This is a genomic window from Nocardia callitridis, assembly GCF_039543305.1.
Classification (GTDB): domain Bacteria; phylum Actinomycetota; class Actinomycetes; order Mycobacteriales; family Mycobacteriaceae; genus Nocardia; species Nocardia callitridis.
Window position 1 is genome coordinate 670355 of sequence record NZ_BAABJM010000002.1, and the last position, 15608, is coordinate 685962.

Consider the following 15608-nt stretch of genomic DNA (forward strand, 5'->3'; position numbering starts at 1 on the left):
GCTGGTCATCGGGGTGTGCGGCGGACCAGTTCTTCGATGAAGGTGGCGATTTCGTCGGGCTTCTCCTCGGCCATGAAGTGGCCGGCGTCGATGGGTCGGTACGTGGCGGCGGGCGCCCATCGGCGCCACAGGGCGGGGGCGTCGAACCCGAGTTGCGCGCCCCAGTCCTGGGAGATCACCGCGACGGGCATGGCCAGTTGGGTTCCTGCCGCACGGTCGGCGCGGTCCATGTCGAGGTCGATGCCCGCGGTGGCGCGGTAGTCGGCGACGATGGACGGGACGGCGCGTACCGAACTGTCGAGGTAGTGCTGGCGCACCTCGGGTGGGAATGTGGTCCCCGAGGGGTCCCAGGCGTCGAGAAACGAGCCGAAGAAGTCCTCGGCGACCGCTTGGATCATCCGCTCGGGCAAGCCCTTCGGTTGCGCCATCAGATACAGGTGCCAGGCGACCGCCGCGTCGACGCCATGCAACACCTCCCAGGTGTCCATGGTCGGCAGGACGTCCAGAATACCGAGGTGGGAGATCTTTTCCGGGTGGTCGAGTGCGGCGCGCACGCCGACCAGGGCTCCCCGATCGTGGCCGATCAAGGCGAACCGGGTAGCGGGCTGTGTGCCGATTTCGCGCATGATGTTGACGATGTCGCGCGCCATCGTGCGTTTGGAGTAGGTGTCGGGGCCGGTTTCTGTGGGTTTGTCGCTTGCGCCGTAGCCGCGCAGGTCCGGGACGACAACCAGGTGACGCTCGGCGAGGGTGCGCGCGACGTGACGCCACATGAGGTGGGTTTGTGGAAAGCCGTGCAGCAGGACGATCGGATCGCCGGAGCCGCCGACGGCGACATTGAGGTCGACCCCGCCGTCACCCACGATCCGCCGATAGTCGAAGCCGTCGATTGTCGTGCTCGTCATGAGCGCGCACCTTTCGTTGCGGGAGTGGCGGTTTCGCCCCGGTGGTCAGGAGAAGATGGCGGGGAGCGGCGGCGCCGGGGTGGTGGCGCTCGCTCGCAGTGCGGGGATGAGGATGGTGTCGACCAGGTGGGCGAGGTACTCGGGCCCGGTGGCGAGTCCGTTCAGCCTGCGCAGCAGCAGTACCGAACCGGTGATCTCCTCGTACGGAAACGGCCGCGCGCCCGCTGGCAGTTCGCCCCTGTCGATGGCGGCGGACAGCACCGATTCCGGCATTTTCGCCCCGGTCGGCCCGGTGTTCTCTTCGAGGTGGCGGCACAGGTCGGGGTCTTCCAGACCCGCGTGCAGGAGCATCAGGCTCATCGAAGGGTCGGCCGAGCGCATCGTGGTGTCGAGTCGTTCACACAGGGCGAGGAGGTCCCCGCGCAGCGAGCCGGTGTCGACAGCAGCTGCGCCGTTGCCGGACGCGGGGCCGGCCTTGATCGCGGTGACGACCATGTCGCGTTTGGTCTCCCAGCGGCGATACAGGGTGGCTTTCGATGCGTGGGCGCGCCGGGCCACCGCTTCGAAAGTCACTGCCTCGTAGCCTATTTCACCGAGTAGCTCGAGTACGCACGCGAGGATCGCGGCCTCACGGGCCTGGTCTCGGGGGCGGCCGGTACGTACCTCGGTGGGCTGATCGTTGGCGCTACTATTACGAAACGACACGTTTCGTACCGTATCAGACTGCCGCGGGGAGCTGGTAGTTCGTCGGTCCGCCATGTGTCTCGCCGCGTCCTGACTGGTTCGGCGTCCCCGCAGATCGAGAACCATCGTGACGGTGCACGCGACCTCCGCTCTATGCCGTACCTGCAGCCGCGTAGCCGTGGCCACTGAGGAGCCGACGAGACGGGGCGGGGATACGCGGGAGCGGGAGCCAGCTGCAGGTCAGGCGGCGGGGTGACACACGGGGGCGAGAAACCAGCAACACGCCAGGCGACGGGGTAACACACGAGAGCGAGAAACCAGCAACACGCCAGGCGACGGGGTAACACACGAGAGCGAGAAACCAGCAACACGCCAGGCGACGGGGTGATACGCGGGGGCGAGGAACTCCTCGCTGTGTTTTTGGCGGCTGGCGCCGCGTGGTTCGCGGCCCTGAGTCTCGCTGTTGAGTACCCGTTTCTTGCTCCTTCGTCGCCTACGAAACGGGCACTCAACAGCGAGACGGCCGCGAACTTACCGTACCGGTCTCGCTGCGCTCGGAACAGGTGTTCGGGCGGCTCGTGGGGAGGGTTGAGTTGGGTACGGGCGGTGGCGGTTTCACCGGGTGCCGGAGAGCGCAGCTGAGGACGGCAGCGACAGTTCCACCAGGTGCTGGCGAGCGTTGGAGGCCCTCTGTGGGGTCACGGTGGCGGCGCACGAGAGTAGCCGGGGTGCGCGGGAAGTGCGCAGGAGGTGCGCGTCGCCGTGCCGGGTGGGGCGGCACGGCGACGCCGGAATCAGGCCGGGTCTTGCAGTCCTGCTTCGATTTCCAGGGTGAGGGTGATTTTGTCGCCGATCACGACGCCGCCGCCGTCGGGCAGCGGCATGTCGATATCGAGGCCGAAATCGCGGCGGTTGACGACGGTTTGTGCCTCGAAGCCCGCGACCGGGCCACCGCCCATGCCGGGACTGACGCCGAGGAATTCGACGTCGAGGGTGATGTTCTTCGTGACACCGCGCACGGTGAAATCGCCTTGCACGGCGAACTTCTCGCCGCTGACCTGGAAACCGGTGGTCTTGAATGTGAGGACAGGAAACTCCTCGACCTTGAAGAAGTCGGCGGTGCGCAGGTGGCCGTCGCGTTGCGGGTTGTCGGTGGTGACCGAGTCGGCGCGGATCTCGGCCTCGGCACTGGCGGTGCCGTCTTCGGCGACGACGAGCTGGCCGGAGAAGTCGGTGAAGCGGCCGCGAATCTTGCTCACCATGAGGTGGCGCACGGAGAAGCCGACGGCGGAGTGCGTCGGGTCGATCTGCCAGGTGCCGGGGGTGAGTGTCGTGGTGGCCATCGGTCGTCCTCCTGATAAGTAGATGAACTTTTGATTATGTGTCCGGGAAACGGCGTAGGAATGTTTTCGAACACCGCCCCGGCCGGGGCGGTGAAGTAGCGCCGGCGACCCGTCGCCTGGTCACGGCTTCAGCTGAGCCTCGAGCAGTTGTTCGAAGGGCACGCTGTCACGGTACGGGTCGGCGGGGGCTCGGCGTGGTCGTTCGGTGAGCAGACTCGCGAATTCCGCCGTGGCGCGTTCGATGCGTGGGGCGAGCCCGTCGGCCGAGCCCCAGTCATCGGATGCCGCGTACACCGAGGTGGGCGCCACAATCGAGCGCAGGTAGGTGAACATCGGGCGCACCGCGTGCTCCAGGGCGAGCGAGTGTCGGGCGGTACCGCCGGTGGCACCGATCAAGACGGGCATCCCGGTGAGCGCGTCGGGCTCGAACACGTCGAAGAACGTCTTGAACAGTCCGCTGTAGGACGCGTTGAAGATCGGGGTGACGGCGATCAACCCATCGGCGGAAACGACCTGTTCGATCGTGGCACGCAATCCCTCGGCGGGGAATCCGGTGAGCAGGTTGTCGGCGAGTTCGTGGGCGTGGTCACGTAATTCGATCACCTCGACCTGTGCGTCATCGGCGAGCGCCGAGAGGGCCGCGGCAGTTCCCGCCGCGAGACGGTCGGCCAGCAGCCTGGTCGACGACGGCGAGGACAGGCCACCGGAGACGACGGCGATTCGGGTCATGACGTGCGCTCCTTTTCGGTGGTGTTGTCGGCGCGCGCGGCCAGCAGCGAGGCGTGTGTCGGTGCGTCGGGGACATGGGCGGGACGTTTCGCGGCGAACTCCTTGCGCAGCACGGGCACGACCTCTTCGCCGAGCAGGTCGAGCTGTTCGAGCACGGTGCGTAGCGGCAGTCCCGCGTGGTCCATCAGGAACAGCTGACGCTGGTAGTCGCCGAAGGTCTCACGGAAGGTGAGTGTCTTGTCGATCACCTGCTGTGGACTGCCCACGGTGAGTGGGGTCTGTTCGGTGAAGTCCTCGAGCGAGGGTCCGTGCCCGTAGACGGGCGCGTTGTCGAAGTAGGGGCGGAATTCACGCACCGCGTCCTGGGAGTTCTTGCGCATGAAGACCTGACCACCGAGTCCGACGATGGCCTGGTCGGCCTTTCCGTGGCCGTAGTGCTCGTAGCGGCGACGGTAGAGCTCGATGAGGCGCTGGAAGTGGTACTTCGGCCAGAAGATGTTGTTGGCGAAGAATCCGTCACCGTAGAAGGCGGCCTGCTCGGCGATCTCCGGACTGCGGATGGACCCGTGCCACACGAACGGCGCCACGTCGTCGAGCGGACGCGGGGTGGAGGTGAACGACTGCAACGGGGTACGGAACTTGCCTTCCCAGTCGACGACGTCTTCGCGCCACAGGCGGTGCAGCAGGCGGTAGTTCTCGATGGCCAAGGGAATGCCGTCGCGAATGTCCTTGCCGAACCAGGGGTAGACGGGCCCGGTGTTGCCGCGTCCGAGCATGAGGTCGACGCGGCCGTCGGCGAGGTGTTGCAGCATGGCGAAGTCTTCGGCGATCTTCACCGGGTCGTTGGTGGTGATCAGGGTGGTGGCGGTGGAGAGTTGGATGCGCTCGGTGCGGCCGGCGATGTAGCCGAGCATGGTGGTGGGTGAGGACGGGACGAACGGCGGGTTGTGGTGCTCGCCGGTGGCGAATACGTCGAGGCCGACTTCTTCGGCCTTCTGCGCGATGGTGACCATCGCCTTGATCCGCTCGGCCTCGGTGGGTGTGGTGCCGGTGGTCGGGTCGGTGGTCACGTCGCCGACGGTGAAGACTCCGAACTGCACGAGAACTCCTCGGACTCGATACTGGACTAACTTGTTGATGTGGCAACCAGGAGAACACGGACCACGGTCCGCTTATTCCGATCGCCTCATACCTCGTACAACTCCAACGGCAGGTCGTCGGGGTCGAAGAAGAATGCCATGCGCTTGCCGGTCACCTCGTCGACCCGTAGTCGCTCGGTCCGCACTCCCCTGCCGCGCAGGTCGGCCAATGTCGCGGCGACATCGCGGACGGCGAAGGCCAGGTGCCGCAACCCGGTCGCCTCCGGGCGCGTCGGGCGCGCGGGCGGGTCGGGAAAGGAGAACAACTCGATCCTGCTTCCGCCAGGAATCGCCAAATCCAGTTTGTAGGAACGCCGTTCGGCGCGGTATTGCTCCGCGATCACCGCCAAGCCCATGGCCTCGGTGTAGAACCGTTTGGACCGTTGGTAGTCCGATGCGATGATCGCGACGTGATGAATCCCTAGAAGTTCCACCGGGCGACGGTAACTCAGGCGCCGCACGCCACGCGGGAGCCCGAGCCGTCGCCACCGAAGCCGAACAGCCGCAACCGGTTCCCACCGGTCACGTCCCGAGACTCGGAGCATCCATGGTTACGCCAGCACGTTCGATCGTCGCCGTCCTCGGGGTACTCGCGCTGTGGTGCGGTTCGCTCGCGTGCTCGTCGCAGACCCCGACCGCGCCGACTCCCACACCCGAGCGCGGCACCATCGTCTCGACCACTCCGCTCGGTCAGCTGAACGCGGAGCAGGCGCGAGCCGCGCTCGCCGAGCGCGACATCGACGTGCCGGTGCGCAATGGCGTAGAGGCGTTTCGGGTGGAATATCGGACCATCGACCCGCAGGGCGGGCAAACCTCCGCGACCGGACTGGTGGTGTTGCCGGACACCGATAATCCGCGACCGCGTGTGGTCGGCTATGAGCACGGCACGATGTCGGCGCGCGCGGACGCGCCCTCGGTCGATGCGTCGGGCGAGGACCGGGCGCGCGCCCTCATGTTCGCCGCCAGCGGGTATGCGGCGATCGCGCCCGACTACCTCGGCCTCGGCGAAGGCCCGGGTTTCCATCCGTACGCGCACGCGCCGTCGGAGGCCAGCGCGTCGGTCGACCTGCTGTTGGCCGCGCGTGCGATGGCAGCACAGCGACAACGTGAGCTGGATCCCGAGGTGCTGGTGACCGGGTTCTCGCAGGGCGGGCAGGCCGCGATGGCGTTCAGCAGGGCATTGCAGGAAGGCCAGGCACCGGGATTCCGGCTCGCGGCGGCGGCTCCGGTGAGCGGGCCGTTCGATATTCAGCACACCGAACTGCCCGCTGCTTTCGATGGGCGGGTGAAACCAGCTTCGGCGGTGTTCTATGTGGCCTATTGGCTGACCTCGATGAATCGTATCTATCACCTCTACGACACTCCGCAGGAGGCGTTCCAGGAGCCGTCGGCCTCGAAGGTCGAGGGGTTGCTCGACGGGACGCATGACATGCTGTCCATCGCCTTGGGGTTGGCGATCACGCCGCGACATCTGCTCACTCCGAGATTCGTCGACCTCGCGACGCACCCAACGGGTGCCGTGTTGCGCGCGATGACCGACAGCGACAATGCCTGCGACTGGTCACCGAAGGTGCCGGTGCGCCTCTACGCGGCGTCCGGGGACCGTGATGTGCCGTACGCCAATTCCGAAGCGTGCGTGCGGGATCTGCACGCGAACACCAACGCACCCGTGCCACCTTCACCACCTTCACCACCTTCACGGAATGATGCGGCGCCGAGCACGCCGACGCCAACCAGCCCGGGGCCGAGCGGCACCGTGCCGAATGACTCAGGCCAGCAGGAGATTACGTTGAACGATCTCGGCAACCTCGATCACACGGGCACGGCACGCACCGCCATGCCGAAGATCCTGGACTGGTTTCAACAGCTGGCCCCACCCGCCTAGTTCGGGGTCAGGCGGACACACCCATCGGACTCGGTACCCCTCGGGTGAAGAGCACTCGATCGCTATCGGGTACCCAGTAGGTGGCGGGCGAGTCCGGGGTGTACCCGGCGGCGAAGTACTCGATCAGCGGCGGCAACGCCGGATGGTCGTTGCGCGTCGACCACAGCAGTGACCACGGGTAGGCGGGTGTCGGATCGGTGATGGTCAGCTGACGGCTGTGCGGATGCCAGGGGGTTCGGCCGCCGTCACCGACGAAGGTGACCATGCTCGCGGAGGTGGCGACCCGGTCCACCATTTTCTCGAATCCGTCGGGGTGGCTTCCCGTTTCGACCACGATGCCGCTGAATGCGGTGAGCTCGCGGTAGAAGTCGGCCCATTCGGATGCGACGACGGCGCCTGGCACCCACGCGGTGTAGGGCACGATCTCATCCAGGGTGGCCGAAGAACGGTGTGCGAGGGGATGTTCCCTACCCACGAGCAGGTGCAGTGGCTCGCGGTAGGCGGGGCAGGCACTGATGTGACCGGGCAGTGGTCGCGGTCCGCCGTGCGCGCGGGCGAAGGCGGCGTCGACTCGGCCGTCGACGAGGAAGTCGCGGGTACTGCACACGAAGTCGGCCGCGGCGGAATCGGTTGCCGGCTCGGTGCGATAGAGGGCACCGTTGGGGAGGACGAGTTCGACGTCGGCGGTGGGGTGTAGCGCGAAATAGTTGCGCATCAGTTCGATAGGCGCGATGCGTTCGGCGAACACCGCGACTCGCAGTGGTCGTGGACGTGCGTGTACGGCGGCGACGGCCTCGGCGCAGGCGGCGAGCATGGTGCGCGCGTGCGGCAGCAGTCGCGCGCCCGCGTCCGTGGGCGCCGTGCGGCCGGATCCGCGCGCCAACAGTGCCGCACCGACCTGTGTCTCCAGCTTGGCGATGCGTTTGGACACCGCTTGCTGGCTGATACCGAGCGCGGTGGCAGCGTGGCCGAATTGTTCGTCGTCGACGACGGCGACGAACGCACGTATCGCGGCCAGATCCAGATCCACCCCGTCACCTCGCTACACAACTAATGGTTGTCCTCTTCCGCGCGCCCGTTGTTCGACATCGACTATATCCACTGGTCAGATACGTGAGCCAACGAGATTCGCGGACATCAGATTACAACCATCAGGTGTCCGCACGGCCCGGCGGGTCGGCGAGCGCGACAAGGTGGAATCGATGAGCGAGGCCTCGTTCGTACATCTGCACAACCACACCGAGTTCTCCATGCTCGACGGGATGGCGAAGATCGACCCGCTGTTCACCGAAGCACAGCGACTCGGGATGCCCGCCGTGGGCATGACCGATCACGGCAACATGTACGGTGCGGCCGAATTCTACCGTCGCGCACAGGGTTCCGGGGTCACGCCGATCATCGGTATCGAGGCGTATGTGGCACCGGAGTCACGCAGGTCGAGCAAGCGGGTGTTCTGGGGGTCGGCGGGGCAGCGCGGCGACGACGTGTCGGGCTCGGGCGCCTATCTGCACATGACGATGTTCGCCCGCAATAGCACCGGGCTGCGCAATCTGTTCAAGCTGTCGTCGCTGGCCTCACTGGAGGGCAGGCTCGGCAAGTGGCCGAGGATGGACGCGGAACTGATCGCCGAGCACGCCGAAGGGGTACTGGCGACCACGGGTTGTCCGTCCGGTGAGGTCCAAACCCGTTTGCGGCTGGGCCAATTCGATGCGGCATACCAGGCGGCGGGCTCCTGGCGGGAGATCTTCGGCCCCGACAATTTCTTTCTCGAAGTGATGGATCACGGGCTGAGCATCGAGCGCAGGGTGCGCGAGGATCTGCTCGCGGTCGGCGCGAAGACCGGGCTCACTCCCCTGGCCACCAACGACTGCCACTACGTGCTGCGCAGCCAGTCCGAGGCGCACGCGGCCATGCTGTGCGTACAGACCGGTAAGACGCTCTCGGACCCGACGCGGTTCCAGTTCGGTGGCGACGGCTATTACCTGAAGTCCTCGGCCGAGATGCGCGCGCTGTGGGACGACGAGGTGCCGGGAGCCTGCGATGCCACCCTGCTGGTGGCCGAACGGATCGAACGCTACGACGACATCTGGGCGTTCACCGACCGGATGCCGGTGTTCCCGGTACCCGACGGCCATACCGAGGACAGCTGGTTACGCCACGAGGTCGACGCGGGATTGCGTTGGCGCTTCCCTGACGGGGTCCCGCACGACTACTCGCGTCGGGCCGCGTTCGAGCTGGACATCATCCGCGACAAGGGATTTCCCGCCTACTTCCTCGTGGTCGGCGACCTGGTATCGCACGCGCGCGAGGTGGGCATTCGGGTCGGACCCGGCCGTGGTTCGGCGGCGGGGTCGCTGGTCGCGTACGCGTTGGCGATCACCAATATCGACCCGATCGTGCACGGGCTGCTGTTCGAACGGTTCCTCAATCCGGAGCGCCCTTCGGCGCCGGACATCGATATCGACTTCGACGATCGTCGGCGCGGGGAGATGATCCGCTACGCCACCGAACGCTGGGGCGCCGACCGGGTGGCGCAGGTGATCACCTTCGGCACCATCAAGACCAAGGCCGCGATCAAGGACGCGGCACGGGTGCAGTTCGGGCAGCCGGGTTTCGCGATCGCCGACCGCATCACCAAGGCACTACCGCCCGCCGTGGCAGCGAAAGACATTCCGGTGCACGGGATCATGGATCCCACCCATGAACGCTACGGCGAGGCCGCCGAGGTGCGCGCGCTGATCGACAGCGATCCGCAGGTGCGCCGCATCTACGACACCGCGGCGGGCCTGGCGGGCATGGTGCGTGGCGCGGGTGTGCACGCGTGCGCGGTGATCATGTCCTCGGAGCCGTTGATCGACGTGGTTCCGCTGTGGCAGCGCCCGCAGGACGGCGCGATCATCACCGGATGGGATTACCCGTCGTGTGAGGCCATCGGCCTGCTGAAGATGGATTTCCTCGGCCTGCGCACGCTGACCGTGATCGGAGACTGCCTCGACAATATTCGCGGCAACCGCGGCATCGAGATCGACCTCGACACCCTCGGCCTGGACGATCCCGCCACCTACGCGATGTTGGCGCGTGGCGACAATCTCGGTGTCTTCCAATTGGATTCGGCGGGCATGCGGGAATTGCTGTTGAAGATGGCGCCCACCGAGTTCAACGATCTCATCGCCTCCAACGCGCTGTATCGGCCGGGGCCGATGGGGGTCGGCGCGCACTGGTCGTACGCCGATCGCAAGAACGGACGCGAGTCGGTGACCCCGATCCATCCGGAACTCGACGAGCCGTTGCGCGAAATCCTCGGCGAGACGTACGCGCTGATCGTCTACCAGGAGCAGATCATGCAGCTCGCGCAGAAGGTCGCCGGGTACACCCTCGGACAGGCGGATCTGCTGCGCCGTGCGATGGGTAAGAAGAAACCGGAAGTGCTCGCCATGGAGTTCGAGAACTTCCGTGCGGGCATGCGCGCCAACGGCTACAGCGACGCCGCGGTAACCGCACTGTGGGAGGCGGTGCTGCCCTTCGCCGGATACGCCTACAACAAATCGCATGCGGGCGGCTACAGCCTGGTCATGTACTGGACCGCATACCTGAAAGCCAACTACTGCGCCGAATTCATGGCGGCGCTGCTCACCTCGGTGGGCGACGACAAGGACAAGTCCGCGATCTATCTGGCCGACTGCCGCAAGCGTGGCATTCGGGTGTTGCCGCCGGATGTGAATACCTCGATCGCGACCTTCTCGTGCGTCGGTGACGACATCAGGTTCGGGCTCGGCGCGGTGCGCAATGTCGGTGTACACGTGGTGGATTCGATCGTCGCGGCGCGCGGCGTCGGACCGTTCGATACGTTCTCGCGTTATCTCGAGCGCGTGGACTCCGCCGCCTGCGGCAAGAAGGTGACCGATTCGTTGATCAAGGCGGGCGCGTTCGACTCGATGGGCCACCCGCGCAAGGGATTACACCTTGTTCACGAGGACGCCGTCGACGCCGTACTCGGCATGAAGAAAGCCGCCGCGGTCGGCCAGTTCGACCTGTTCGCCGCCGACAGCGGCGACGACGAACAGGCCGGTGCGGTGTTCGATGTGGCGGTACCCGACCAGGAATGGGACGCCGCGCAGGTGCTGGCGTTCGAGCGCGAGATGTTGGGACTGTATGTGACCGGTCATCCCCTCGACGATGTCGCCGACCGGCTCGCCGCCGTCGCCGACACCGCCATCACCGCGATCCACGACGGACGGATTCCGCACGGGCGCGCGGTGCTGCTGGGCGGCATCGTCGCCGGGGTCGAGCGGCGGGTCACCAAGAAGGGTGAGCCGTGGGCCATCGTGCGATTGGAAGACCTGGACGCGAGCATCGAGGTGCTGTTCTTCCCCGCCGCCTTCGCCGAGGCCGCTCCCGCGCTGATCGAGGACGCGATCGTGTTGGTCCACGCGAACATCAACGTGCGCGAGGGGCGGCTCTCGGTCTTCGGGGCCACGGTCACCGACCCCGACCTGCACCGCGACGGTCGCCGACCGATCACGCTCCGCATGCCCGTCCAGGTGTGCACCCGCGACACCGTACTGGCACTGCGCGAGGCACTGCGCCGACATCCCGGCGACACCGAGATCAGGATCGATTTCATCGGGCATCGGCAACGCGTCGGTTTCGCACTCGATCCCGCGCTTCGGGTGACACCGTCCCCGGCGTTGCTCGGTGAATTGAAGGCACTGCTCGGGCCGACCTGCACGACCGCACAGCCCGGATAACACCCCTTGTTGTCCGCCCGTGGCATACGGGGCGGTGCTCGGGCCGGAAGCCGATGCGATACAGCGGCTCATCGCTGGCAATCATGTCGCCGCCACGCCAGGCGATGCCACGGTGAGGCAAGCCGCCGCGACCCATCGGCGGTGCCGACGAACGTGGCAGATCCGCTCGTGGTGGACAGTTTCGGCGGCGCCGCCGAGGCTTCCCGCGTCGACGGCCGCATCCGCCGGACGTCATCGTCTCGGCGGGGAATCGCCCCGTGCCACCTGGTTCGCGGCAGACAGTGGCGTCGAGCACGTGCCACCGCACGGCCCGCTCGTTCGCGGCGAAGCACGCTGACGGATACCGCTTTCCTGCTCGATCCCGCCGGGTCACCAGCGATCGAGCGCGGCACCGGCTCCGATTATCGGCCCGCGTACCACTCGTTCACGCCCACCGGACAACGACCGCACGGCTGGTAGGTTCGATCGTCTATGGCCGTCGCACGAGGGACCGAGCCGACCCGCGATCACCGTCCCGGTCGGCGGTTGGCGCCTACGCCGTTCGCGATTCTCACCTACACCTTCACGGTGGTCATGCTCGCCACCACCCTGCCCACCCCGATGTACGCGCTCTACGCCCAACGGCTGCACTTCTCGGTGCTCACCACCACCGTCATTTTCGCCACCTACGCCGCGGGGGTGATCGCCGCGCTCATCGGTGTCGGGCGCTGGTCGGATGTGTTGGGGCGCAAGCCGCTGCTGCTGGCGGGGATCGTGATCTCGGCAGCCAGCTCCCTCACCTTTCTCACCGCGGGGCCGGTGTGGCAGTTGCTCATCGGGCGGGCGCTGTCGGGTATCTCCGCCGGGATCTTCGCGGGTGCCGCCACCGCCGCCGTCATCGAGGCCGCGGCGCCCGCGCATCGTGCCAAGGCCGCGATCGTCGCGACCGTCGCGAATATGGGCGGGCTCGGGCTCGGGCCCCTGATCGGCGGGGTGTTCGTGCAATATTTGCGCTGGCCACTGCATTTGGTGTTCGCGGTGCACGTCGTCTTGTTGCTCGTCGCGGCGATCGGGGTGCTGGTGGTGCCGGAGACCGCGCCGAAAGTCGAGGGTGGGCGGCTGCGACCGCAAGCGTTGGCGGTGCCCGCGCAGGTGCGCTCGGCATTCGTGCCCGCCGCCATCGTCAGCTTCGCGGGGTTCGCGGTGCTCGGCTTGTTCACCGCCGTGGTGCCCGCGTTTCTCGAACAAATCCTGGAGGTGCGCAGTCATGCCGTCGCGGGGCTGGTGGTGTCGCTGATCTTCATCGGCTCCGTGGGCGCGCAGCTCGGCACTCGGGGCCTGCGCACCTCCCGCGCGCTGACACTGGGCGGCGCGAGCTTGCTGGTGGGCATTCTGTTGATCTTGACCGCGCTACTCACCTCCTCGGCGAGCTTCCTCGTGCTCGGGGCGCTCGTCGCCGGTGCGGGACAAGGGATGAGCTTCAGCAAGGCGATCACCAGCGTTTCCGAGGCGGCGCCGCCCGACCGGCGCGCGGAAATCACCTCGACCCTTTTCGTCGTCGCCTACCTGGCGATCTCCGTGCCGGTGGTCGGCGAAGGGATGGCCACGCGACTGTGGGGGTTGCGCACAGCCGGTGTGGTTTTCGCGATCGTCGTCGGGACCGTCGCCGCCGTGGCCACCCTCGCCTCCTGGTGGGTAGGCACGCGCCGGTCCAGCGACCGGCCCGAATAGGCGGCGGGCCTAACGAATCGGCTGGGTCATGACATTCGCCGCACTCACGTGCTCGTCGTTGCTCAGGTGGTAGGCGGCGCTGAGATCTTCCAACACACGCTGCCACCGCGATTCGGCGTCGGCGCCGTGCGGTTCGCGACTCAACCGCACCAACACCCCCGCCGCGTCAGCGGCTCGCGCCGCCGCGTCCAACAGCACCGGCGCGGGATCCACCTTCGTGTTCGCCGCGAGCGCGCCGATGCGCAACTGGAGCAGGCTCGCGTCGAAACACGCCTGCTCCGCGGGATTGTCGCCGAGCACGGGCTCGCTCTCCACCGCGGCATTGGCGGTGTCGCGGTCGCTCGCCGACGCCGTGACAACCCGACGTAGTTCGGCACTGGCCAGTCGATGTAGCAACCCCACCATGACAGCTTGCTGTGTCGCCTGTCCCCGATCGGAGTCCGGCGGAATGTGTGCGCCGACCCGATCAGGGTCGACGTGCAGTATGGCCAGTACGGCCCGCAACTGCGCGATCGTCACCAACTCGGAAACCCTCGCTCCCCTTGCGATTTCTGTGATCAGCGTGGCTCAACCCGGCGATCAGCGGGGATCCCCCACTGAGTCCGGTCGCCACTATTGCACACGCGGACCAGGCATATCTGGCAATTAACCGAACATTAGCTTTGGTATGGACACCGAGATCCGGCTAACTGTCCGGAATCTCCGCTGCCACACCCCGAACCAGTGCGCCGCTCGCTCGGAAACCCTTGCACTGACAGATATTTCGACATTCGGCGAGACCGTGAGCACATGCTCACCCCCTGCCCACACACCGAACCGACACTTCGAGAAACACTCGCACGCCGCCCGCTCGACAGCGAGACTACCGACCCGATCCACCGACATCGGCATCCGCCCGCGCCGTGTCCCCGCGCCGAACAGGTTGACGATGTAAAGCTTCGAGTGATTGATTGACCACGTGGGCATTGTGGCGAAGACCATGCCGACCCGCCCCTCGCACGAAAGGCGATCCATGCGCTTCACCTACGCCGAAACCATGACCGACCCCGCCAACTACATTCCGCTCGCCCAGGCCGCGGAGACCGCCGGGTACACGTCGATGGTGATCGCCGACAGCGTCGCCTACCCGCGCGACTCCGACTCCACCTACCCCTACACCCCCGACGGCAGCCGCGAATTCCTCGACGACAAGCCGTTCATCGAAGCCTTTGTGCTCAGCGCCGCACTCGCCGCCGCGACCACCACCCTGCGGTTCACCCCGTTCGTGCTCAAACTGCCCATCCGTCCACCCGTACTGGTCGCCAAACAGGCCGCCTCGGTAGCCGCGCTCAGCGGCAACCGCTTCGGCCTCGGCGTCGGCATCAGCCCGTGGCCGGAGGACTTCGAGATCATGGATGTGCCGTTCCAGAAGCGCGGGGCGCGCATGGACGAATGCATCGACATCGTGCGCGGTCTCACGGCGGGGGGCTACTTCGAATTCCAGGGCAAGTTCTACGACATTCCGCCGATCAAGATCACCCCGGTCCCCACAGAACCGATCCCGATCCTCATCGGCGGCCACAGCGAACCCGCACTGCGCAGAGCCGCCCAACGCGGCGACGGCTGGATGCACGCCGGTGGTGACGACCTCGACCGACTGCTGGCCAGGCTCGGCGAACTGCGCACCGAATACGGCACCCGCGAGGACTTCGAGGTGCACGTCATCTCCATGGACGGCTTCACCGTCGACGGCGTGAAGCGCCTCGAGGACAAGGGGGTCACAGACGTCATCGTCGGCTTCCGCCTGCCCTACACCCGCGAAGCCGACACCGAACCGCTCGACCGCAAGATCGCCAACCTGGAACGCTTCGCGGAGACGGTCATCGCCAAGAGCGGGAACTGAGCACAGCGTGCTCGCATCCTGCTGAGCGACAAAACATCGCGGTATCGAGGGTTTCGCTCCACTGAGTGACCGGGATCAGTTTCCCGGTTGCTTGCGGAGGTCCTCCTCGGTGAAACGGCAACCGGTCGAACCGTTGACGAGCGCGGCCTTGTAGGTGCCCAGCTTGATCTCGTTGCCGTCGTCTGGGGAATGCAGCACCACATCATGACGTCCTGCGACATCGACTCGCACGGTGAACGACGTGAGCCCGTTGCGCCCGGCGATGTCGCGAGCGACACTCAACACGGCGGGCCAATCGCTGTCCGAGATCGGCACAGCCGAGGTGAGCGAACCGGTGGTCCTCGAGACACCGTTGGTCTCGAGATACGGCGATGGACAGCCCAGGGTCCCCTGCGCGCCGTTCGCGATCGGGTACCAGTCCAATTCCGGCGCAATGGTTTCAGCGGCGTCCGCGATCTGCTGGACGATCGACGCCACCGCACGCTCGGAATCGACCACCGAGGGCAGCTTCCGCATTTTCTCCTCGGCGTGTGCGATCTCGTCCTTTGTCACCGGCTTTTCCACACTGCCCCCGCACCCTCCT

13 protein-coding genes are annotated in these 15608 nt (G+C 66.6%); 4 read left to right on the forward strand and 9 right to left on the reverse strand.

Annotated features, from left to right (window positions below):
• Positions 1–5: 5 nt before the first annotated feature.
• The 6 genes from ABEA50_RS11845 to gloA2 all read right to left on the reverse strand — a co-directional run bounded on the left by ABEA50_RS11845 (position 6) and on the right by gloA2 (position 5234).
• Positions 6–905, reverse strand: coding sequence for an alpha/beta fold hydrolase (locus tag ABEA50_RS11845; protein ID WP_345495336.1), 900 nt, complete (start codon positions 903–905; stop codon positions 6–8).
• Between the two features lie 45 nt (positions 906–950).
• Complete coding sequence (locus ABEA50_RS11850; RefSeq protein WP_345495337.1) at positions 951–1610, reverse strand: TetR/AcrR family transcriptional regulator; 660 nt, start codon at positions 1608–1610, stop codon at positions 951–953.
• Between the two features lie 773 nt (positions 1611–2383).
• Positions 2384–2932 (reverse strand): YceI family protein, encoded by a 549-nt coding sequence (locus ABEA50_RS11855; RefSeq protein WP_345495338.1) that lies wholly within the window; start codon positions 2930–2932, stop codon positions 2384–2386.
• A 120-nt stretch (positions 2933–3052) separates the two neighbouring features.
• Positions 3053–3661: an FMN reductase gene (locus ABEA50_RS11860; protein ID WP_345495339.1), complete on the reverse strand. Its 609-nt coding sequence runs from the start codon at positions 3659–3661 to the stop codon at positions 3053–3055.
• Positions 3658–4761 (reverse strand): LLM class flavin-dependent oxidoreductase, encoded by a 1104-nt coding sequence (locus tag ABEA50_RS11865; RefSeq protein ID WP_345495340.1) that lies wholly within the window; start codon positions 4759–4761, stop codon positions 3658–3660. The genes ABEA50_RS11860 and ABEA50_RS11865 overlap by 4 nt, the downstream gene beginning before the upstream one ends.
• 86 nt (positions 4762–4847) lie before the next feature.
• A complete protein-coding gene (gene gloA2 / locus ABEA50_RS11870) occupies positions 4848–5234 on the reverse strand; it encodes an SMU1112c/YaeR family gloxylase I-like metalloprotein (protein WP_345495341.1) in 387 nt (128 codons plus the stop codon).
• Positions 5235–5347: 113 nt separating this feature from the next.
• Between gloA2 and ABEA50_RS11875 the strand changes: the two genes are divergently transcribed.
• The gene (locus ABEA50_RS11875) at positions 5348–6685 is read left to right on the forward strand and encodes an alpha/beta hydrolase family protein (protein WP_345495342.1); all 1338 of its coding nucleotides are present in this window, start codon (positions 5348–5350) and stop codon (positions 6683–6685) included.
• A 7-nt stretch (positions 6686–6692) separates the two neighbouring features.
• Here ABEA50_RS11875 and ABEA50_RS11880 read toward each other — a convergent pair whose 3' ends face one another.
• Positions 6693–7715, reverse strand: a complete 1023-nt coding sequence (locus ABEA50_RS11880) for a LysR family transcriptional regulator (protein WP_345495343.1) — start codon at positions 7713–7715, stop codon at positions 6693–6695.
• A 172-nt stretch (positions 7716–7887) separates the two neighbouring features.
• On the opposite strand from ABEA50_RS11880, the gene dnaE reads away from it, so the two are divergent.
• Both dnaE and ABEA50_RS11890 read left to right on the forward strand, forming a co-directional pair.
• A complete protein-coding gene (dnaE, locus tag ABEA50_RS11885) occupies positions 7888–11433 on the forward strand; it encodes a DNA polymerase III subunit alpha (RefSeq protein ID WP_345495344.1) in 3546 nt (1181 codons plus the stop codon).
• 471 nt (positions 11434–11904) lie between these two features.
• Positions 11905–13143: an MFS transporter gene (locus ABEA50_RS11890; protein WP_345495345.1), complete on the forward strand. Its 1239-nt coding sequence runs from the start codon at positions 11905–11907 to the stop codon at positions 13141–13143.
• Between the two features lie 9 nt (positions 13144–13152).
• Here ABEA50_RS11890 and ABEA50_RS11895 read toward each other — a convergent pair whose 3' ends face one another.
• On the reverse strand, positions 13153–13662 hold the full coding sequence (locus ABEA50_RS11895; RefSeq protein ID WP_345495346.1) for a hypothetical protein: 510 nt from the start codon (positions 13660–13662) through the stop codon (positions 13153–13155).
• Between the two features lie 493 nt (positions 13663–14155).
• Here ABEA50_RS11895 and ABEA50_RS11900 point away from each other — a divergent pair, with 493 nt between their 5' ends.
• Positions 14156–15025 (forward strand): TIGR03619 family F420-dependent LLM class oxidoreductase, encoded by an 870-nt coding sequence (locus ABEA50_RS11900; protein WP_345495347.1) that lies wholly within the window; start codon positions 14156–14158, stop codon positions 15023–15025.
• A gap of 75 nt (positions 15026–15100) precedes the next feature.
• Here ABEA50_RS11900 and ABEA50_RS11905 read toward each other — a convergent pair whose 3' ends face one another.
• A complete protein-coding gene (locus ABEA50_RS11905) occupies positions 15101–15577 on the reverse strand; it encodes an LppA family lipoprotein (protein WP_345495348.1) in 477 nt (158 codons plus the stop codon).
• Between the last annotated feature and the right edge of the window lie 31 nt (positions 15578–15608).